The organism is Pantoea sp. 22096, assembly GCF_052045955.1.
Classification (GTDB): Bacteria; Pseudomonadota; Gammaproteobacteria; order Enterobacterales; family Enterobacteriaceae; genus Pantoea; species Pantoea alfalfae.
Window position 1 is genome coordinate 14,643 of record NZ_JBQEPW010000009.1, and the last position, 21,559, is coordinate 36,201.

At 54.5% G+C, this 21,559-nt stretch carries 19 protein-coding genes; 6 read left to right on the forward strand and 13 right to left on the reverse strand.

All coding sequences use genetic code 11. From position 1 onward, the window contains the following. Window positions 1-69 precede the first annotated feature (69 nt). From typA to fabY, 5 genes are all read left to right on the forward strand, one after another. The gene (typA, locus tag ACTJKZ_RS19780) at window positions 70-1,893 is read left to right on the forward strand and encodes a ribosome-dependent GTPase TypA (protein WP_033734551.1); all 1,824 of its coding nucleotides are present in this window, start codon (window positions 70-72) and stop codon (window positions 1,891-1,893) included. Window positions 1,894-2,092: 199 nt separating this feature from the next. Continuing rightward, the gene (yihX, locus tag ACTJKZ_RS19785; protein ID WP_161732907.1) at window positions 2,093-2,689 is read left to right on the forward strand and encodes a glucose-1-phosphatase; all 597 of its coding nucleotides are present in this window, start codon (window positions 2,093-2,095) and stop codon (window positions 2,687-2,689) included. Window positions 2,690-2,692: 3 nt separating this feature from the next. Further along, window positions 2,693-3,562 carry a virulence factor BrkB family protein gene (locus tag ACTJKZ_RS19790; protein WP_161732909.1) on the forward strand — a complete coding sequence of 290 codons (870 nt, stop codon included), beginning with the start codon at window positions 2,693-2,695 and terminating at the stop codon, window positions 3,560-3,562. Beyond that, a complete protein-coding gene (dtd, locus tag ACTJKZ_RS19795) occupies window positions 3,559-3,996 on the forward strand; it encodes a D-aminoacyl-tRNA deacylase (RefSeq protein ID WP_222924819.1) in 438 nt (145 codons plus the stop codon). The genes ACTJKZ_RS19790 and dtd overlap by 4 nt, the downstream gene beginning before the upstream one ends. 56 nt (window positions 3,997-4,052) lie before the next feature. Then, complete coding sequence (gene fabY / locus ACTJKZ_RS19800) at window positions 4,053-5,000, forward strand: fatty acid biosynthesis protein FabY (protein WP_013359528.1); 948 nt, start codon at window positions 4,053-4,055, stop codon at window positions 4,998-5,000. A 32-nt stretch (window positions 5,001-5,032) separates the two neighbouring features. On the opposite strand, the gene ACTJKZ_RS19805 is transcribed toward fabY, so the two are convergent. From ACTJKZ_RS19805 to gmk, 7 genes are all read right to left on the reverse strand, one after another. After that, on the reverse strand, window positions 5,033-6,712 hold the full coding sequence (locus tag ACTJKZ_RS19805; protein ID WP_260060033.1) for an AsmA family protein: 1,680 nt from the start codon (window positions 6,710-6,712) through the stop codon (window positions 5,033-5,035). Between the two features lie 118 nt (window positions 6,713-6,830). Next, window positions 6,831-8,204: a nucleobase:cation symporter-2 family protein gene (locus ACTJKZ_RS19810; protein WP_161732915.1), complete on the reverse strand. Its 1,374-nt coding sequence runs from the start codon at window positions 8,202-8,204 to the stop codon at window positions 6,831-6,833. Between the two features lie 106 nt (window positions 8,205-8,310). Next, window positions 8,311-10,389, reverse strand: coding sequence for an ATP-dependent DNA helicase RecG (gene recG / locus ACTJKZ_RS19815; protein ID WP_161732917.1), 2,079 nt, complete (start codon window positions 10,387-10,389; stop codon window positions 8,311-8,313). Then, window positions 10,386-11,084 (reverse strand): tRNA (guanosine(18)-2'-O)-methyltransferase TrmH, encoded by a 699-nt coding sequence (trmH, locus tag ACTJKZ_RS19820; RefSeq protein WP_161732919.1) that lies wholly within the window; start codon window positions 11,082-11,084, stop codon window positions 10,386-10,388. The genes recG and trmH overlap by 4 nt, the downstream gene beginning before the upstream one ends. Window positions 11,085-11,086: 2 nt before the next feature. Further along, window positions 11,087-13,195, reverse strand: a complete 2,109-nt coding sequence (gene spoT, locus ACTJKZ_RS19825) for a bifunctional GTP diphosphokinase/guanosine-3',5'-bis pyrophosphate 3'-pyrophosphohydrolase (protein WP_161732921.1) — start codon at window positions 13,193-13,195, stop codon at window positions 11,087-11,089. Between the two features lie 20 nt (window positions 13,196-13,215). Further along, the gene (gene rpoZ / locus ACTJKZ_RS19830; RefSeq protein WP_003851346.1) at window positions 13,216-13,491 is read right to left on the reverse strand and encodes a DNA-directed RNA polymerase subunit omega; all 276 of its coding nucleotides are present in this window, start codon (window positions 13,489-13,491) and stop codon (window positions 13,216-13,218) included. Window positions 13,492-13,545: 54 nt separating this feature from the next. Continuing rightward, the gene (gene gmk / locus ACTJKZ_RS19835) at window positions 13,546-14,169 is read right to left on the reverse strand and encodes a guanylate kinase (protein ID WP_161732923.1); all 624 of its coding nucleotides are present in this window, start codon (window positions 14,167-14,169) and stop codon (window positions 13,546-13,548) included. Between the two features lie 239 nt (window positions 14,170-14,408). Here gmk and ligB point away from each other — a divergent pair, with 239 nt between their 5' ends. After that, window positions 14,409-16,160: an NAD-dependent DNA ligase LigB gene (gene ligB, locus ACTJKZ_RS19840; protein ID WP_440829974.1), complete on the forward strand. Its 1,752-nt coding sequence runs from the start codon at window positions 14,409-14,411 to the stop codon at window positions 16,158-16,160. Here ligB and ACTJKZ_RS19845 read toward each other — a convergent pair. From ACTJKZ_RS19845 to lpxP, 6 genes are all read right to left on the reverse strand, one after another. Beyond that, complete coding sequence (locus ACTJKZ_RS19845; RefSeq protein WP_161732927.1) at window positions 16,098-16,715, reverse strand: trimeric intracellular cation channel family protein; 618 nt, start codon at window positions 16,713-16,715, stop codon at window positions 16,098-16,100. The genes ligB and ACTJKZ_RS19845 overlap by 63 nt on opposite strands. 435 nt (window positions 16,716-17,150) lie before the next feature. Then, complete coding sequence (locus tag ACTJKZ_RS19850; RefSeq protein ID WP_161732929.1) at window positions 17,151-17,795, reverse strand: oligosaccharide flippase family protein; 645 nt, start codon at window positions 17,793-17,795, stop codon at window positions 17,151-17,153. An 82-nt stretch (window positions 17,796-17,877) separates the two neighbouring features. Next, window positions 17,878-18,144 (reverse strand): hypothetical protein, encoded by a 267-nt coding sequence (locus tag ACTJKZ_RS19855; RefSeq protein ID WP_161732931.1) that lies wholly within the window; start codon window positions 18,142-18,144, stop codon window positions 17,878-17,880. Window positions 18,145-18,577: 433 nt separating this feature from the next. Next, on the reverse strand, window positions 18,578-18,973 hold the full coding sequence (locus ACTJKZ_RS19860) for a polyketide cyclase (RefSeq protein ID WP_440829975.1): 396 nt from the start codon (window positions 18,971-18,973) through the stop codon (window positions 18,578-18,580). 136 nt (window positions 18,974-19,109) lie between these two features. Then, window positions 19,110-20,252 (reverse strand): alanine racemase, encoded by a 1,143-nt coding sequence (locus ACTJKZ_RS19865; RefSeq protein ID WP_253420515.1) that lies wholly within the window; start codon window positions 20,250-20,252, stop codon window positions 19,110-19,112. A 220-nt stretch (window positions 20,253-20,472) separates the two neighbouring features. Beyond that, entirely contained in the window at window positions 20,473-21,396 is a 924-nt protein-coding gene (gene lpxP / locus ACTJKZ_RS19870) for a kdo(2)-lipid IV(A) palmitoleoyltransferase (protein WP_033734527.1), read from the reverse strand. Window positions 21,397-21,559: the final 163 nt, after the last annotated feature.

The window sequence follows — 21,559 nt, forward strand, 5'->3', positions numbered from 1 at the left end:
TGATCCTGTTCAGTCTTCCGCTTAATCCGTGTACAATACCGCGCTATTTCTAATGCCTGAGGCAAAGCTGTGATCGAAAATTTGCGTAACATCGCCATCATCGCGCACGTTGACCATGGAAAGACCACCCTGGTTGACAAACTGCTGCAACAATCCGGTACTTTTGATGCCCGTACCGAAGCAACCGAGCGCGTGATGGACTCCAATGATTTGGAGAAAGAGCGTGGGATTACCATCCTCGCAAAAAACACCGCCATTAAGTGGAATGACTACCGTATCAACATCGTTGATACCCCAGGACACGCCGACTTCGGTGGTGAAGTTGAGCGCGTCATGTCCATGGTGGACTCGGTGCTGCTGGTTGTAGATGCGATGGATGGCCCTATGCCGCAAACCCGCTTCGTGACCAAAAAAGCGTTCGCGCATGGTCTGAAGCCGATTGTGGTTATCAACAAAGTAGACCGCCCGGGTGCGCGTCCGGATTGGGTTGTGGATCAGGTATTTGACCTGTTCGTAAACCTGGATGCCACTGACGAGCAGCTCGACTTCCCTATCATTTTCGCCTCTGCGCTGAATGGTATTGCGGGTCTTGAGCACACCGACATGGCTGACGATATGACCCCGCTGTATCAGGCGATCGTTGACCACGTTGCGCCTCCGCAGGTTGAGGCTGATGCCCCACTGCAGATGCAAATCTCTCAGCTGGACTACAACAACTACCTGGGCGTGATCGGCATCGGCCGTATCAAGCGCGGTAAAGTTAAGCCTAACCAGCAAGTCACTATCATCGATAGCGAAGGCAAAACCCGTAACGCTAAAGTCGGTAAAGTCCTGACTCATCTGGGTCTTGAGCGTATCGACAGCGACCTGGCAGAAGCGGGCGATATCATTGCTATCACCGGTCTGGGCGAGCTGAACATCTCTGACACTATCTGTGACACGCAGAATGTGGAAGCGCTGCCAGCCCTGAGCGTCGATGAACCAACCGTAACCATGTTCTTTAACGTCAACACCTCACCGTTCTGCGGTAAAGAAGGTAAATACGTGACTTCACGTCAGATCCTTGAGCGTCTGAACAAAGAACTGGTTCACAACGTGGCATTGCGTGTTGAAGAAACTGAAGATTCTGACGCCTTCCGCGTATCAGGTCGTGGTGAGCTGCACCTGTCAGTTCTGATCGAAAACATGCGTCGTGAAGGTTTCGAACTGGCGGTATCCCGTCCGAAAGTTATCTTCCGCGAATTCGAAGGCCGTAAACAGGAGCCATTTGAGAACGTCACGCTGGATATCGAAGAAACGCATCAGGGTTCCGTTATGCAAGCCATGGGTGAGCGTAAAGGCGATCTGAAAAACATGGATCCGGATGGCAAAGGCCGCGTACGTCTCGACTACGTGATCCCAAGCCGTGGCCTGATTGGCTTCCGTAACGAATTCATGACCATGACGTCCGGTACCGGTCTGCTCTACTCTACCTTCAGCCACTACGACGATATCCGTCCAGGTGAAGTGGGCCAGCGTCAGAACGGCGTACTGATCTCTAACGGTCAGGGTAAAGCCGTAGCGTTCGCTCTGTTCGGTCTGCAGGATCGCGGTAAGCTGTTCCTGGGTCACGGTGCAGAAGTCTATGAAGGCCAGATCATCGGTATTCACAGCCGTTCTAACGACCTGACCGTAAACTGTCTGACCGGTAAGAAGCTGACCAACATGCGTGCTTCCGGTACTGATGAAGCAACGACACTGGTTCCACCGCAGAAAATGACGCTGGAACAGGCGATCGAGTTCATCGATGATGACGAACTGGTTGAAGTAACACCGCTGTCAGTGCGTATCCGTAAACGTCACCTGACGGAAAACGACCGTAAACGTGCTTCACGTGGTCCTAAAGACGCATAAATGCGCCTTTAACAGATAAAAAGCCCCGCATGCGGGGCTTTTTTTTGCCTGAAACTCCGGCTTCTTCAGTCGGGCCAGTAAATATTTGGGTGCGTTTTATCCATCTTCTGGCGTTTACGCTTTTCTCTCCACGCGTGCCTGTTCAGCCTGCACTTTTGCCGCTAGAGTGAATACTCCAGGGAACAGAAGGAGACACACCATGCTGTATATCTTTGATTTGGGCAATGTGATTATTGATATCGACTTTAACCGCGTGCTGGGTGTCTGGAGTGACCTTAGCCGTGTGCCACTGGCCTCGCTGCAAAGCCATTTCCAGATGGACGAAGCGTTTGAACAACACGAACGTGGTGAGCTCAGCGACGAAAACTTCGCGCTTGCACTGTGTGAAAAGCTGGAAATCGCGCTGAGTTATGAACAGTTTACTGCTGGCTGGCAGGCGGTCTTCGTGGACGTACGTCCTGAAACCCTGGCGCTGATGAACCGGCTGCGACTTGAAGGTCATCGGGTGGTGATCCTCTCTAACACGAATAAGCTGCATTGCGAATTCTGGCCGACGCAGTATCCCGACGTACAGCAGGCGGCAGACAAACTCTATCTCTCGCAGGAGCTGGGTATGCGTAAACCGGAAGCCCGGATTTATCAGCATGTGCTGGACGCGGAGGGTGTGACTGCCGATCAAACGGTGTTTTTCGACGATAACCCGGATAACATTGAGGCGGCGCGCGCCCTGGGCATTGAAAGTGTACTGGTTACTGACAGTAAAACGGTACCTGACTGGTTTGCAGGTCAATCTTAACCCATGATGTCAGGTAAATTTCGTCCCGGGCTGCATGCGTTCTGGTTGTGGCTCAGGCTGTTATGGAAACGCATTGATGAGGATGGCATGACGACTCAGGCCGGTAATCTGGCTTATGTCTCATTGCTGGCGCTGGTTCCGCTGATTGCGGTGGTGTTTGCCCTGTTTGCGGCGTTCCCGGTCTTCTCTGATATCAGCGTGCAGTTGAAACAGTTTGTCTTTAACAATCTGATGCCGGCTGCAGGCAACACGTTGCAACGCTATCTTGAGCAGTTTGTGGCTAACGTAAACCGGATGACGGCGGTCGGGGCTGTCGGCCTGATCGTGACGGCCTTGCTGCTGATGCATTCGGTTGATACCGCGTTAAATACCATCTGGCGCAGCAACAAGAAGCGGCCAATGGTTTACTCCTTTGCGGTCTACTGGATGATTCTGACGCTCGGCCCGCTGCTGGCGGGTGCCAGCCTGGCGATCAGCTCCTATCTGCTGTCACTGCGCTGGATTAATGCGACCGGCGTCACCAGCCTGGTCGATCAGATGCTGCGCATTTTCCCGCTTCTGCTGTCGTGGCTCGCCTTCTGGTTGCTCTACAGCATTGTGCCTACCCAGCGGGTACCGCCACGCGATGCGCTGATTGGCGCGCTGGTTGCAGGTGCGCTGTTTGAGCTGGGTAAAAAGGGCTTTGCGCTCTATGTTACTATGTTCCCCTCTTATCAGCTGATCTACGGCGTACTGGCCGTGATCCCGATTCTGTTTCTCTGGGTCTACTGGACCTGGTGTATTGTGTTGTTAGGCGCTGAAATTACCGTCGCGTTAGCCGACTATCGGCAGTTAAAACAGCAGCACAAAGAAGAACAACGCGAGGAAACATGATTGCATTGATCCAACGCGTGCAGCGCGCCAGCGTCAGCGTCGATCAGAACGTTATCGGCGAAATCGGTGCCGGTTTACTGGTTTTGCTGGGCGTGGAAAAGGGTGATGACAACGCGCGTGCGGAACGTCTCGCAGAACGCGTACTGGGCTATCGCATCTTTAGTGATGAACAGGGCAAAATGAACCTGAGTGTCCGCCAGGCGGGCGGAAGCGTGCTGGTGGTATCGCAGTTTACGCTGGCCGCAGATACGCAAAAAGGGATGCGCCCCTCCTTTTCAGGCGGTGCGGAGCCTGCTGAGGCCGAACGCCTGTATGAATACTTCAGCGACTGCTGTCGTCAGCAGGGCATGACCACGGCAAATGGCCGTTTTGCTGCGGATATGCAGGTCTCGCTGGTGAATGATGGTCCTGTGACGTTCTGGTTACAGGTTTGAGATCGCAAGCGGAGCGGCAGGGAACAGGCCACCTGGCCGAGCGGGAGAAACATTACATGTATCACCTTCGCGTGCCACAGACGGCGGAAGAGCTGGATATCTATTATCAGTTCCGCTGGGAGATGTTGCGTAAACCACTGCGTCAGCCGCAGGGGTCGGAACGTGACGCCTGGGATGCCCTGGCACATCATCAGATGGTGGTTGATGAGCAGGGAAATCCGGTCGCCATTGGCCGTCTCTACATCAACGCCGATAATGAGGCCGCTATCCGCTTCATGGCTGTTCATCCGTCTGTGCAGGGGAAAGGGCTGGGTACGCTGATGGCCATGACCCTGGAGTCGGTAGCGCGTCAGGAAGGCGCGAAGCGGGTAACCTGCAGTGCCCGTGAAGATGCGGTCGCTTTCTTCGCCAAGCTCGGCTACATCAATCAGGGTGAGATTACCGCGCCGCAGACGACGCCGGTACGCCACTTTCTGATGATCAAGCCGGTTGTTACGCTCGATGATATCCTGCATCGCGCCGACTGGTGCGGTCAGCTACAACAGGCCTGGTATGATCATATTCCGCTCAGCGAGAAGATGGGTGTGCGTATCCTGCAGTTTACCGGGCAGAAATTTATCACCACCATGCCTGAAGCGGGCAACCAGAATCCACATCACACCCTGTTCGCTGGCAGCCTTTTCTCGCTGGCCACGCTGACCGGCTGGGGATTGATCTGGCTGCTACTGCGCGAACGCCATCTCGGCGGCACCATTATTCTGGCAGATGCGCACATCCGCTATAGCCGCCCTATCAGCGGACGACCTGGCGCGATTGCCGATCTCGGCTCACTAAGCGGCGACCTTGACCGTCTGGCTCGCGGACGTAAAGCACGCGTTCAGCTTGAAGTGGAGCTGTTTGGCGATGATGAATGTGGCGCGGTGTTTGAGGGAGTTTATATCGTCCTGCCCGCCGATCCGGATGGGCCGCTGGAAGAGGGCGGTTCCGGCGCACGTATCAACTAACCATAAGGGCCGCATCTGCGGCCCTTAAGTTATTAACGAACCTCGCCAGCCTGCATGGTCTGCTGCACCTGCTGACTATCCGTTGTCACCGACAGCGTGCCATTGACCGTTGGGCGTAATGGCTGGCCTGCGGCTAAAGCGCCACTCAATTGCAGCTGCATATTGCTGTCACCGGTTAACGGCAAGGCGGGCCATCCCCAGTTCTGCAACACATTCACCGGCACTGCACGCCCCGTCAATTGCAGCGTCAGCGGGCGCGCTGGCTGCTGGCCGACGGTAGCCGTCCCTTCAAGCAGCCCCTTGTTACTGAACGCACTCAGCTCGGTCACCTGAATCTGCTGCGTGTCTGCATTCAGCGTAATGGATGGGTGACGCAGATCGGTACGGTTAAAAGTCGACTCTGCCGCATTCAGGCTAAGCTTACCCGACCAGATCCCCCACTGATGCTGCTGCGCCAGCAGCAGGTTCTCGCCGGATCCGTCCAGTGAGGTCAGCTGGAAGGGAAACGCCGGATTGATGTCGATAATCAGGTTACGATTAGAGGTGAAACGCGTCACCGCTACGCTATCCAGCCACGCGGGCAGTGCCGCCTGCCAGCGGTCACGCCAGTCCTGCGGCAGGGTATATTCCAGTCCGGCAATAGCCAGATTTTTCAGCGTCAGGCGTTTATCACTGCGTGACCAGTCACCGTCAGCCCGAATCACCCCGTTCGCCCAGCGTGAACTGAACTGCGTTAGCGCCAGACCCTGCGGCGAGAAATCCAGGTTAACGATAGGGTCATTAAGCTCGAATCCACCGTTGATAAAATTGCTGGCATTCAGCGCCAGCGAACCATCATTACTCTGCCAGTCATCGCCCTGCCAGTTAACGTTTCTCAGCGTCAGGTCAAGATCTGTCACCGCCCAGTCAGGCCCCTGCAGGCGGGCATCGGTCATGTCGAGGCGCGTAATGGCAATCGAGGGAACCACCTGCAGGCGATGCAGGAAATCTTTCAGGCTGCTGGCAGTCTGCAGACGAATATCATTCAGTCGTAGCTGATTGATTTTCCAGTTCCCCTGGGCATCGCGCTCACCGCTGCCGGTCATGGATCCACGCGCCAGGTCGGCACCAATATTATCAAAGCGCATCCGGTTCTGGGAAACACTGCCCTGAATCAGGACGTTTTCAGCGGGCACCTTATTCAGCGTCATGCTGCCTGCACTCATCTGGAAACGGGCATCGCGACCCAGCATATTGAGGGATGTGGGTTTCCACGGCAGAATGCCGCCATTAACCTGCTGAGCAAACAGCGGTAACGTGCTGTTGGGGCTGTCGATACGCATGTTATTGAGCTGCAGGCGATCGGCCTGAATGGGTAGCGCACTGCCTGGCGTCAGATTGGCCAGATTCACTTCCCCGTCGCGCAATTCAAGGCTACTGAAATGCAGTGGATCGCTAAACTGAATCAGAGCCAGACCGAGATCGACCCGTTTCGCTACCAGAACCGCAGGCTGCCCATCATGACCAAAGCTGAAGTCATCCAGAATGATATGAGAGGGAGAAGAGAAATTGTGTTCAATTTTACTCAGGGAGAGATGCCATTCGGTTTTGTCGCTCACCCAACGGCTAAACCAGCCTGCACCCCACTGTGTCTGCAGCAATACATAGATCACCACAAGGGTGAAAAGCAGCAGCAAAAGTAAGGTGAGGAAAAACTTTCCAAGAAATTTCATAGCATCCTTCCCGAGTTAAATCCGGTGAGAGGTTGTTATGCCTGAATTACCGTTACAGCTCAACAGCCTGGATGTAAATCCGAATAATTAGCAGGCAGGCCGAAGCCTGCCTGTGGACTTACTTCTCTTGCGGGAAAATCAGGTTGAGCACAATGGCGGTAATGCCGCCCGCCGCAATGCCGGAAGAGAGCAGGGTTTTCAGCCAGTCAGGCGCAAACTGCAGGATCAGCGGCTGCTGGGAAACGCCAAGGCCCACCGCCAGCGATAGTGCGATGATCATGATGGCACGACGGTTAAGCGGCTCGCGTGACACGATGCGAACACCCGAGGCGGCGATGGTGCCGAACATCACAATGGTTGCACCGCCGAGCACCGGTTCAGGAATGAGCTGAACCAGACCACTGACCGCCGGGAACAACCCCAGCACAATCAGCATCAGCGCGACAACAAAGCCCACGTAGCGGCTGGCTACGCCGGTTAACTGAATGACGCCATTGTTCTGGCCGAAACAGGAGTTAGGGAAGGTATTAAACAGCGCGGAGACAAAGGAGTTAAGACCATTCGCCAGCACGCCACCTTTCAGACGTTTCATATAGAGTGGGCCGCTCACCGGCTGTTCTGAAACATCCGAGGTGGCGGTGATATCGCCGATGGTCTCCAGAGAGGTAACCATAAATACCAGCATCAGCGGGATAAGCAGATTCCAGTCGAAGCCCAGCCCATAGTAGAGCGGGGTGGGTACCATGATTAGCGGCTGATCAGCGGGAATACCTGCCGCAGGCAGCATACCCATCGTCCAGGCCAGCAGATAGCCTACCGCCATGGCAATCACCAGAGAGGCGACGCGCAGGTAGGGATTCTTCTGTCGGTTCAGCAGCACGATCACCAGCAGCACGGCTCCGGCCAGCATCAGATTTTTCGGCGCGCCAAAGGTATGGTCATTCATCGCACTGAAACCACCGCCAATGGAGGTTAGGCCGACCTGAATCAGCGACAGGCCAATAATCATCACCACGATACCGGAAACCAGCGGCGTAATGATCCGGCGCGCCAGATGCAATACGCGCGACAGCACCATTTCGGTACAGGAGGCTACCATCAGCGTGCCAAACAGTGCCGCCATCATGGTGGGCACGTCAGCGCCGCCATTTTTCAGCGCCATCCCGCCCATAATCAGAGGCGTCACGAAGTTGAAGCTGGTGCCCTGAATCGACAGCAGGCCCGAACCTACTGGTCCCCAGGTTTTGATTTGCAGCAGTGATGCCACGCCCGATGCAAACAGCGACATGCTGATCACGTGCCGGGTATCTTCTGCAGGCAGGCCCAGCGCCTGACAAATCAGAATCGCAGGCGTAATAACCGCGACAAACATGGCCAGCAGGTGCTGACCGGCGGCAAACAGCGTTTGCGGCAGGGGTGGACGATCTTCAAGGCGATAAATCAGTTCACTTTTCGTGGCGGAAGGCTGGTCTGGCTGAGGAGTGGTGGACATCTTCTGTTCTTCCCAAAAAATAGTGTGGCGATTGTAATCATCCGCAGGCTAAAAGCAATCGTTTGCCCGGTGAAGATAAAAAAGGCCGTACCAGAATGGAACGCACTCAGACATTGGTATAGCGGGTGGTCTCTGGCAGCCAGCGTTCAATCAGGGCGCTGGCCTGCTCGGGATAGTGCTGGTGGATGTGGCGCGCCACGCGCTGCACTTCCGGCACCATCGCGGCATCACGTAGCAGGTCGGCTACTTTGAATTCGGCGTTGCCGGTCTGACGCGTGCCCAGTAGTTCACCCGGCCCGCGAATCTCCAGATCGAACTGGGCAATGACAAAGCCATCATTGCTGTCGCGCAGCACCTGAAGACGCTTTTGCGCCGTCTTGCTCAGTGGCGCTTTATAGAGCAGCACACAGTGCGATGCTACAGCACCACGACCTACACGACCACGCAGCTGATGCAGCTGCGCCAGCCCTAACCGCTCCGGGTTTTCGATAATCATCAGGCTGGCATTCGGCACGTCAACGCCGACCTCGATGACTGTCGTCGCCACCAGCAGCTGCAGCTCATTCGCTTTAAAGGCCTGCATCACCGCCTGCTTTTCCGCGGGCTTCATCCGGCCATGTACCAGTCCGATGTTTAAGTCGGGAAGCGCCGTTTTCAGGGATTCCCAGCTGGCTTCTGCCGCCTGCGCTTCCAGCAATTCGGACTCTTCAATCAGGGTGCAGACCCAGTAGGCCTGACGGCCCTCGCGGCAGGCATGCTCAACCCGCGCCACAATCTCATCGCGTCGCGTATCGGGGATAGCGACGGTGGTCACCGGTGTTCGTCCCGGCGGCAGCTCATCGATAGTTGAGGTATCAAGATCGGCATAAGCCGTCATCGCCAGGGTGCGCGGAATGGGAGTGGCGGTCATGATCAGCTGATGCGGATGGAAACCCTGTTCCTCGCCTTTTTCCCATAAGGCCAGTCGCTGGTGGACGCCGAATCGGTGCTGCTCATCAATAATCACCAGCGCCAGACCATTAAACTGTACCTGCTCCTGAAACAGCGCGTGTGTGCCCACGACCATCGCCACCTGACCACTGGCTATCGCTTCCTGCTGGGCCTGGCGGGCTTTGCCTTTCTGTTTTCCGGCCAGCCAGCCCACTTCTATCCCCAGCGGCGCAAACCACTGACGGAAGTTACTGGCGTGCTGTTCAGCCAGCAGTTCGGTCGGCGCCATCAGCGCAACCTGCTTGCCATGGGCGATAACGTTCAGCGCAGAGAGCGCAGCAACCAGTGTCTTGCCCGAGCCGACATCGCCCTGCACCAGCCGCATCATCGGAAAATCATTGGCCAGATCTTTCTCTATCTCCGCCACCACGCGTTTCTGCGCATTGGTCGGTGAGAAGGGCAGCGCGGCCAGCAGCTGATCGCTAAGGTTGTGTCGCGGCGGCATCGGTAACGCGTAATAGCGCTGAGCACCGGCGCGTACCGCCAGCATGCTGAGGTTGTGCGCCAGCAGCTCTTCCAGAATCAACCTGCGTTGCGCCGGATGACGGCCACTTTCCAGCTCACTGAGCCGGAGATCGGGCGGCGGACGATGCAGTGTGCGCAGTGCATCAGGCAGGCTGATCAAGCCGCCGCTCAGTTCCTTCGGCAGCAACTCGGCAATCGGGCAGCTCTCCAGCAGCGTCAACGCCTGATCGGTAAGATTACGCAGTGTAGCCTGTCGGATGCCTTCAGTGGTGGGATAAACTGGTGTTAAGGTCTCTTCCAGCGCTACATTGCTCTGTTCGCCCTGGATGCGGTATTCGGGATGAATAATCTCGGCACCGCGCTGACCGCGTTTAATCTCGCCATAGGCGGTGACGCGTCGGCCCGGCGACAGGTTGTTCTTCATCCCGGCATTGAAGTTGAAGAAGCGCATCGTCAGGACACCACTACCATCGCTGATCTGGCACACCATCATCCGGCGGCGACCAAAGGTGATGTCGGTATGCAGCACTTCGCCTTCTACGGTGGCCCAGATACCGGGCAGCAGATCGTCAATGGCATAAAGCTGGGTGCGATCTTCGTAGCGTAGCGGGAGATGAAGCAGGAGATCCTGAATGGTGTGCAGGTCAATTTTGGCCAGTTTTGCTGCCTGGCTGGCACCGACGCCGGTCAGGGTACTGAGCGGGATGGCATCCAGCAGACGGCCCTTCATCTTTTTTTACCGGTCGACTGCATGGTTGCCCACCAGCTGGGATCGGCGTCCACTTCGCCCTGAGCATTGATGCGCGGATAGGGTAAACCTTTCTGCTTTGCGACCCGCGCCAGCACCGGGAATCCGCCTTCGAACAGCAGGCGTTGCTGCTCATCATCATCCAGCAGGCTGTAATCGCGCAGGTAAAGACCGGCATTCTGCCGCTGCCGTTGTGCTTCGTAGAGGATCAGCGCACAGGCAACCGAGACATTCAGCGACTGCACCATTCCCACCATAGGAATTACGATCTTCCGGTCAGCCAGCGCCAGTGCTTCTTCAGTGATGCCGGTTTTTTCCTGTCCCATCAGGATGCAGGTGGGAAGGGTATAATCGATCTCACGGAAATCTACGGCATCGTCAGAAAGATGGGTCGCCAGAACCTGCATCTTCTGCTGTTTAAGCCGTGTTACGGCATCGCCAATGGTGGGATGGGTGACCACTTTCACCCAGCTGTTGCTTCCGGCAGACGCGGAAGCCTGGGTGCGCATCCGCTGGCTGGGCCAGACAGCATGTACTTCGTGGATGCCGACAGCGTCGGCCGTGCGGATCACCGCCGACACATTGTGCGGCTTATGCACCTGCTCCATACAGACCGTAAGGTCGTGCTGGCGCAGTGCCAGCATCGCCTGAATCCGGGCAAAACGTTGATCGTTCATGCCTAATTACGGTTACGGTGGACTTTGATCACATCCGGCATCACGCGAATTTTACGCATGATATTCGCCAGATGGACACGGTCGCGTGCGGTCAGGCGGATAAAGGCGCTGTAGACGCGGCCATCACGCTCTTCGGTATTCAGGCTCTGAATATTGGAACCGGCCGTATTGATTGCTGCCGTCAGGTTCGCCAGTGCGCCCTGATGGTTAAACATGTCGACTTTGATTTCCGCCACGAACTCCTGCTCAGTGACTTTATCCCACTCGACCGGCATGAATTTTTCCGGCTCTTTCTGGTAGCCGCGAATATTTCGACAGGACTCATGATGCACCACCAGTCCTTTGCCAGGGCTGACATGAGCAACAATCGGGTCACCGGGAATTGGTCGGCAGCATTTGGCGAACGTAATCAACACGCCATCAGCGCCTTTGATCGGCAGCTTACCGCGCTTGCTGTTACTGCTGATGGTCTTGCTGTCCGCCTGCAGCAGGTTCTTCGCCACGACCACGCTCATCGCATTGCCCAGACCAATTTCCGCCAGCAGATCGTCAAGCGAGGTCAGCTTCATACGGTCCAGTTCCTGACGGATATTCTCAGCCGGGATCTCAGCCAGCTTACGACTGCCGCCCAGCGCATGGCTGAGCAGGCGGCGGCCCAGATTAACCGAGTCTTCACGCTTGAGGTTTTTCAGCAGCTGGCGAATTTTGGCGCGGGCTTTGGAGCTGACGACAAAGTTGAGCCAGGCGGCGTTGGGACGGGCGCCTGGCGCGGTGATGATCTCAATCGTCTGGCCGCTGGTCAGGGTTTGCGACAGCGGATAAGGCTGGCGGTCAACGCGTGCGCCGACGCAGGCATGGCCAATGTCGGTGTGAACCGCATAGGCGAAGTCCACCGGCGTCGCGCCGGTTGGCAGCTCAACAATGCGGCCTTCAGGCGTAAAGACGTAGATCTCATCGGGAAAGAGATCGGACTTCACGCTTTCGATAAACTCAAACGAACTGCCCGCACTCTGCTGCAGCTCCAGCAGGCTTTGCAGCCAGCGCTGAGCGCGAATCTGTGCGGTGGTGCCACTTTCGCCCGCCTGTTTATAGGCCCAGTGCGCAGCGACCCCCATTTCTGCCATCTGATCCATATCCTCGGTGCGAATCTGCACTTCAACCGGCACGCCGTGCGGACCGATCATGGAGGTATGGAGCGATTGATAGCCGTTGGCCTTGGGGATGGCGATGTAATCTTTCACGCGGCCCGGACGCGGCTTATACAAGCTGTGCATCTGGCCAAGAACGCGATAGCAGGTATCCAGATCTTTCACGATGACGCGAAAGGCATAGATATCCATGATGGAGTGAAAACGCTGCTCTTTCAGCGTCATTTTGCGGTAGATCGAGTAAAGATGCTTTTCACGACCGCTGACGCGGCAGGGAATGCCCGCTTCCTGTAAACGGCCATCAATCTCAGAAAGAATCTTCTGGATCATCTCTTTACGATTACCGCGCGCGGCTTTCACCACCTCTTTAATTACCCGATAACGGTTCGGGTAGAGAGCCTCAAAACCGAGCTCTTCCAGCTCCGTTTTAAGATGGTGAATACCCAGGCGATGCGCAAGCGGACTGTAAATCTCTAACGTTTCCAGCGCGATGCGGCGACGTTTGTCCGGGCGTAACGACCCGAGGGTGCGCATATTGTGGGTGCGGTCAGCCAGCTTGATGAGAATGACGCGGATATCCTGCACCATCGCCATAATCATCTTGCGGAAGTTCTCTGCCTGCGCTTCTTTCTTGTCGCGGAATTTCAGCTTATCCAGCTTGGAAACGCCTTCGACCAGCTCCGCCACGCTTTTACCAAACAGCTGTTCCATGTCCTGGTAAGTGGCAGGCGTATCTTCGATCACGTCATGCAGCAGCGCGGCCATGAGGGTTTCATGGTCGAGCTTCATTTCCGCCAGAATACAGGCCACGGCAACCGGATGGGTGATATAAGGCTCACCGCTGGAGCGTGTCTGTCCCTCGTGGGCATCACGTGCGACAAGGTAGGCTTGCTGGAGGCGCTTGATCTGCTCCTCTGGCAAGTATTTTTCAATCAGTTGATTGAGACTTTCAAACAGATACAAGGGTGACCTGCAGGTGGCTGTTAACGACGACCTTCAGCGATAGCGGTAACGGCCTGTAACTCAGCGGCTTCCTGCTCTTGCTGTTCCTGACGATCACGCACATCTAAAATCTGATTGGTGACCAGACCTTCTTCGATTTCGCGCAGAGCGATAACGGTAGGCTTATCGTTCTCTTCCGGAACCAGCGGATCTTTGCCGCCAACCTGCATCTGACGTGCACGACGTGCAGCGACCAACACCAGGTCAAAACGATTACCAACTTTTTCTACTGCGTCCTGAACGGTTACGCGTGCCATAGGTGTGCTACTCCACAGATGAAGAAATGACTGCGCATCATACTGAAACTGTATTCAGACTGCCAACAGTTTGCTGATTAAAGCATCGTGACGCGCCTTCTGGCGCGCCATACGCAGACGTTCGGCGCGAATAATGGTTTTCAGATCGGACAGCGCCAGATCGAAATCATCATTCACAATTAAATAGTCATACTCGGCGTAGTGGCTCATTTCCGCTACCGCCTGCGCCATGCGACGCGTGATGACCTCTTCGCTATCCTGACCACGACCACGCAGACGGCGATCGAGCTCTTCTTTCGACGGCGGTAAAACGAAGATGCTGCGTGCGCCTGGCATTCTGGCGCGAATTTGCTGCGCACCCTGCCAGTCGATGTCGAGAAACACATCAACGCCGGTTGCCAGCACCTGCTCAATAGCATGGCGCGACGTACCGTAATAGTTGTCGAAAACTTTAGCGTGTTCGAGGAAGGCATCTTCCGCGATCATCTGCTCAAATTCGTGTTTCTCAACGAAAAAGTAATGTTCGCCATGGGCTTCACCCGGACGCATGCCGCGTGTCGTGTGCGAAACAGAGACCTGCGTATCATACAACGGCTGGGTCTTTAACAGTGCCTGAATCAGGCTGGATTTACCTGCGCCGCTGGGTGCAGAAACAATATAGAGCGTGCCTTGAGCCATGGTTTTCTTGAATTGATTAAAAGCGGAGTCGATTTCCTGCACAGTATACACAGCTTCCCGCTGCCACGCAGCGTTTGCGCAGCGGCAACAGCCAACTTTTGCTTATCTTCGCGCAAATGTCTGTCAGGCCGCTGCAATTAATCCTTTATTGTTACGGCATCTCTTCCGCAACCGGACATCGTCTCTGGCTGACGCCAGGGCATTGATATTGAATACCGTAAAACGTCAGGGGAGAGAATATGAAAGGATTCGGCTGGCCGCTGTTGGCGGCTGTTTTGTGGATCGTCATATGGCCTGCGCATAGCGCCGTTTGTCCGGTCTGGACACCGATTCGGGCGACTGAAGAGATCCGCCGCCTGCAACAGCAACTACAACACTGGGATGACGCTTACTATCGTCAGGGGCAGAGTCCGGTGGTGGATGCGGATTATGACGCTCTTCAGCAGCGACTGATTCAGTGGCAGCACTGCTTTAGCCCTTATCAGCCGGTTTACACCCCGCAACTGCCGGGTAATGGCAAGTCATTGCATCCGGTCGCCCACACAGGTGTAAAAAAGATACGCGACAAGCTGGCGCTGGCTTACTGGATGCAGGGGCGTGGCGATCTCTGGGTGCAGCCCAAAGTTGATGGCATCGCCGTTTCACTGGTATATCGCCACGGCAGGCTGGTCTCCCTGTTAAGCCGTGGCGATGGATTACGTGGTGAGGAGTGGCTGGCTAAAGCCGCCTGGATCCCGGCGATTCCGCTGAATATCGACACCCGTCTCGACGAGGTGGTGTTGCAGGGTGAGCTATTCCTGACGATGACCGGTCATCAACAGGCCGTTGATGGTGGTAAAAATGCGCGCTCACAGGTGGCCGGGGCCATGATGAGCAAGCAACGGATTCCTCTGCTGAATTCGCTCAATGTTTTCATCTGGGCCTGGCCAGATGGTCCCGCCAAAATGACAGAACGGCTTGAGCAACTCAGCCGCTGGGGACTGGGCGTTGCCGCAAAATGGAGTTACCGCGTCAAAGATGAAGAGGAGGTCGCCACCTGGCGGGAGCGCTGGTTCCATGCTGCGCTACCTTTTGTCACTGATGGCGTGGTGGTTCATCAGAGCCTTCGTCCTGCGGGAAAAAACTGGCTGCCGGGAGAGGGCACCTGGGCTGTTGCCTGGAAGTATCAGCCTCCTGAAGTCAGCGCTGAAGTGCTCTCCGTTGATTTTCCGGTTGGCCGAACCGGGAAAATAGCTGCCGTCCTTAATCTGCAGCCGGTGCAGCTGGATGACAAGACTGTCAGGCGGGTCAATGTCGGATCCCTGCGTCGCTGGCAGGAGAGCGATATTGTGGCGGGTGATGTGATTACGCTGAGTCTGGCGGGTCAGGGGATCCCCCGGCTGGAGCGGGTGATCTGGCGCGTGGCAGAGCGCGACTATCCTCAGCCTCCCGACGCGTCGCATTACACGCCGCTAAGCTGTTACACCTTCAGTGCGGAGTGCCAGAAGCAGTTACTGGCAAAATTACGCTGGCTCAGTCAGAAAACGGTGCTGAATATTCCGGGCGTTGAGCGCAGCACCTGGCTGCGCTTACTGGAAACCGGCAGTATGACGCATCTGTTCGGCTGGCTGACGTTAACACCGGAACAGATCACTGCCGCAACGGGCTTCTCTCCGGAACGGGCGGGTCAGCTCTGGCATCGTTTTAATCTCACCCGTCAGCAGCCGTTTCGTCGCTGGGTGGATGCCTTAGGTATTTCACTGCCGCGGAAGGCCCTGAAGTCACTGCCCGATCAGCAGTGGGAGAGCTTAATGCAGCGGGATATTGCGGGCTGGCAGGCGTTACCGGGTGTTGGGGCTGCGCTGGCAAAGCGCCTGGTTGCGCAGTTCCATGATGCCCGTGTGCAGAGGCTGATCGCGTTCCTGCAGCAGCAAGGCATACCTTCTTCCTTAATGCTCGGGATGGGGATAGTTGAAAATCGGCAAACCGAGGCGGAAGCGCAGCGCCAGTAAACGGGCAAAGAAGCCGAACAGCAGGGTAATGATTATCACCGCTTCATGTGCCAGCGTAGTTTTCAGCAGCAGGATATAGAGCCAGCCTGAGGCGAAGGCGATACCAGCGTAAAGTTCCTTCTGAAACACCAGCGGAATGCGATTACAGAACATGTCACGCAGCACGCCACCGAAGACGCCGGTAATGACCGCGCTTATGGCGGCAATAATCATGGCATGTCCGGAATCAAGCGCAACCTGCGCGCCGATAATGGAAAAAACCACCAGTCCCAGTGCATCAAGCACCAGGAACACTTTGCGCAGGTGTGTCATCAGGGGTGCCAGGAACGTGGTGATGACCGCTGCTGCCGCCACAATCATGATGTATTCGGGATTTTTTACCCAGCCCAGCGGATAGTGACCCAGCAGGATGTCGCGCACCGAACCACCGCCGATGGCAGTCACTGAGGCGATAATAATAACACCGAACAGATCCATTTTGCGGCGGCCCGCCGCCAGCGCCCCCGTCATGGCTTCAGCAGTAATACCAATGATGTAGAGAACGGTCAGTAACATAGCAGACTCCGGTAAAACGGGGGCAAGGCGATATCCTTGCCTGAAAGACGGCGACAGAGATTTTCAGGCGATCGGCGTCCGGGATAAGCGCAGTGTATACCAGCCAGCCAAGGCGTCCGTATAGAAAGACTTTTCTGCGCAGAGCCTGCGGTGAGTGCCTGTGTAAATCTGAGAAGACACAGTCTGCAGAAGGTTTGTGCGTTGCGGCCCGCTGTTTTACGGTTCCGGACTAGCGGATATTAACCGACCATGAACGCCAGACAACGGCTGGAGGTAAGTCAGTTTATAAAGGAGGTAGAAAGGCTGGATGCGGCAGATAAAGAAAGAATTAGAGAAATAAAGCAACAGGCTTAATGAAAAGAAAAGGCGTGCTGGTTAACAGCACGCCAACGCATCGTTTCAGATGCTCAGAGCCCACCAAACAGACTTATTTTATTATTTGTTTCTTGCACGAATTTTAGAAAAGGCTTTCAGGCTAAAATGATATTCTGGCTGGAACCATGAACGACCATAGTAGCAGTAAATCAGCATGCGAATGGATGCCATCGCCAGGTAACCCCAGATCGCACACAGTACTGAAGGGGTCAGCCAGACGGTAAATAAAGTGACGGCAAGGCCGGCTAATACTGCTGAGGTTTCAGCAAAGGCGATACGGGTATATTGTTTTTCGCGCTGTAATATCGCACGGTAATGCTGACCCTGTGGGATGATAATAAACACCACTGAGACCATCTGCAGCATTAACGCCAGTTCAGGTTGACCAAACAGACTGTTCAGCAGGTGACTGCCCGTAAATAACAGACCAAACACTACGACACCCATCAACATATTACCCCAGTAAATCGTGGAGAGGTCGTTGATAGAGAGCATACAGCGGCGGATCAGCTTATTTGAGAAGCCGCGATCGGCCAGCGTATCGATAGCCAGTAATGCTATCACGGCGATCGCCAGCAGGTTCAGTTCATTCGCCTGCAGGATTTGCGCCAGCAACGAGAGCTGCAGTACGCCGATGCCAATAATTTTGATTGAAGAGAGCAGAGACCATTTTGCGCTATTAAGACTGCTTTCACGTATTGCCATAATATACTCGTTAGAGTTCATTGACTCTGTGAGAATTAAATCGTTGTGTAACAGCAATGAGAAGTTGCTGTCACACCGTTAGTTAGTGCAATTTTTCTGGCCGGAGTCCTGAAATACCTTTCCAGGCTTGCCATGTTATTATGGATTCAATCAAATGGTGCTCGGATAAAAAATAGATATCCCTGGTAAATTCTCTGTTTCGTGTCATGGCGGAATCCCCTGCAGCTAATAAGAATTCCGCCAGATCACGAATAAATCCTGTTGTAGTTTTATATTCTCCTGCCAGCATCCTTGCGGCAATCTCAACGAATTCTTTTTCTGATAACAAAGGATACGCAGAGCGGTCCATGACTTTTCCTGCTTTATCATTATGGGTATTGCTGTGTGTGGAATGATTTATACATTGTTTTATTTAATTTAACACCATAAGAAAAGTCTGATTACGCGACCGCAGAAATAAATGGTTTCACTCTATGCATGATAAATATTAAATCCCCAGCAGGGCAGTAATAAACGATTGTTGATGATTAATGTATACGTCAGAGAGAAAGTGTTCGTGCAGAAGATGAAGAGGCCTGTAATCAGGGAAGATCGCCAGCCTGTCGGGGGGTGTTGCCAGGAATTTTCCTGGCAACAATGCTTAAGCAGGGTTGGTGATAAATGTGTAAAAGAGGCATGCAATCAGATAAACGCTTTATGCTTTATCATCGGAAGTTTTTCTGTTTTTTTTTCATAAACAGCCAGTGATAAGTACAGAGAAAAAATCGAGCTAAGTCATTGATTTACTGTGTCAGAAGCTGGTTAAGCTTCTCAAGATCGTTGCTAACCCATTCAATATCCTGCTTAAATCTCTCATCTGAAGTAAATGGCTGGCGGTAAACCGTCACCATCACCTCGGCACCCTGCTCGTTGGCTATCACGCGCATCGGCACATAGATTTCCTTTCCTGACCCACTATCAAGCCAGTGATCCATTACGCCAAACGGATTATGTGGCGAGAACCGGAGCTTTACATTTCCCTTAGGGCCTTTAGCACGCCAGCGATTGCCATCAGGTTCTAATGCACTATTCGTCAGCCCGGACGCCCACTTTGGAAAAAATTCCGGCTTCCAGATGGTTTCATAAAGATCTAACCAGTGACGCGGAATTGTCAGGCTCAGCGTGCGCGAGGAGAGCATATAACCTCCGGAGGATAAGCTAAAAAAGCATTAAAGCATGGGGTCAGGCTCGTTGATACGTTGTAACAGCAGAAGTGTGGTGTTGAGAGGGTTTCGTACAAACGGCAGACAACGGATGAGGCTGTCTGCCGCTGACTCAGATAAAATTGCCGCGTGCAGAAACTGCGTGCTCTTCGCTATGCCCACTGGCGCGACGCAGAACAAAGCCATCCGACTGTGCCATCACTGCGCAGCTGTGATTCGGAAAGATACGAAGCAGCATGCCGACTTCAGGACGGCGATCCTGATAAAGCAGAAAACCATGCTCCTCAGATAACTTTGTCACCTCATACGTGTGGCCCGCTTCGTCGGCTGCAACACCAAAGCCGCTGGCATTGGTGCCGTGTGGCCCTTTATCTGAACTCAGCATTTTCGATCCGGCATCCACAATTGCGAAATGCTCGTTTACCGCTACCACACGTGTAATGACGCTCATTGCCAGCTGATCGACGTAACTTAGCCCGAGGCGACAGGCGGTAAGGTCCAGCAGTGCATAGTTGCCGGGCCGGATTTCACTGATGCAGGGCGCAACCTCGGCTGCCAGGGCCGTAGGCGTTGACCCCACAGAGAGCGGGCAGTCGGTAAATCCCGCAGCCTGCAGTTTTGCCTGAAGCTGCTGCATCAATACCGTTTCCTGCCTGGCAACATCAACAATAGCCGCAGCATTACCGGCACCATAAGCGTGGCCGGCATGCGACACTAATCCGGCAAAGCGTACGCCTCTGTCCCGCAGCGCCTGAGCAATCAGCACGGCGTCATCACTATCAGGACTAACACCAATCCGGTGTAATCCAACATCCACCTTAATCGCCACCGCCAGCTCGCAGTCTGGTTGTTGCTGCCACGCATCCGCAATCGCTGCCACACCCTGCAGCCTGTCCGCAATCAGGGTAAGTTTTGCCTGATGAAGCACGGCGAGACGCAGCAACTCAGCCACGCTTTGCGGTTGCACAACCGGATAGGCTAAAAGCAGATCGCGAACGCCCCCCTGAATAAAGCTGATACCTTCGCTGGGTTTAGAGACCGTGACACCCTGAGCACCATATTCAAGCTGACGCTGAGCAATCCAGACGCTTTTATGTGTTTTGATATGCGGACGCAATGCGACGCCTGCCGCACTGGCTTTGCGCTGCATATGCTGCAGATTCTGCTCCAGGCGTTCTGCATCGACTTCAATATAGGGCGTAAGGCGGTCATCAATCAGCGGTCTCTGCCACTGCTGTGTATCGTTGATATCCATAAGATTATCCGGCTTTAACGAGGTAAGAGGATTCATCATTCCTTAATTAACTTTCTGATACCAGCCTGGTGGCTGTGGAGGAGGCGCTGAACAGCAAAAATTAAAGTGGGTGTTAACCCGGGATAGAGCATGCTGTACACGGACAAACCGGAGAGGATACTAAGCAGGCGTGGATTAGCAGAATAAAAAAGCAGGCGCGGTGCCTGCTTTATGCGGTTACTCAGACGTAGAGTGACTGTTCACCCGGCGGTCGGGTTTTGAATCGGCGATGCAGCCAGAGGTATTGTTCCGGTGCGCGCAGAATCTGATTCTCGATCACTTTATTCATATAGGCTGCAGCAGCAGCTTCGTCCGTGTGAGGATAATTTTCCAGCATCGGCTCAATGATCAGATGATAGCCATCATTATCTGCATTACGAATCAGCATAATCGGCACCATCGCCGGCTTCGCCAGACGCGACAGCACAAAAGTGCCGTTGGTGGTGGCCGCTTTTTCTACCGCAAACAGCGGCGCAAAGGTGCTGCCTTTCGGGCCGTAATCCTGGTCTGGTGCAAACCAGACCGATTCACCCTGTTTCAGAGCATTAACCATGCCGCGCAGATCGCGGCGGTCGATCATCGCTTTGTTCGAGCGCATCCGGCCTTTGGTCTGCACATATTCCATTGCCTGATTGTTGTGCGGACGGTACATCGCCATCATCGGCTGACAGAGACCGCTGATGCGGCCGCCCAGCTCCAGTGACATGAAATGCACACCAATCAGCATCACACCGCGCTTTTCATTCTGCGCAGCGTGGAGATTATCCATACCTGACACTTTAAACAGACGTTTAACCGCACGGTCAGACCAGAACCAGGCAATACCGGTTTCAGCCAGCGCCATGCCTAACGACGCAAAATTACCGGCGATCATATGTTCTGTTTTTTCTTCACTGATGCCAGGAAAACAGAGCTCAATGTTACGACGGGTGATTCGCTCACGGCGCTGCAGAAAATGGCGGGAAATTTTGCCCGCACCGGCACCGAGACGCATAAGAACAGGATAGGGAAGCTGGACCAGAAGCCAGAGTACACCAAGACCAAACCAGGTAAACCAATAACGCGGATGCAGCAGCGAGCTGCTAAATTTTCCGGTGTTTTTCATTAAAACCTTCATGAGATAAATGGATGCATCGCATAAAGAACACTTCCATAAAGTCTCCAGGCGCTACAGCTGTACTGATTTCGACCAGCACTTTATCAAAAAGTGCCTTCAAAGAAAGGGAAACTACTGACTCTACAGGATTGACCTGTTTCATGGAGCCAGC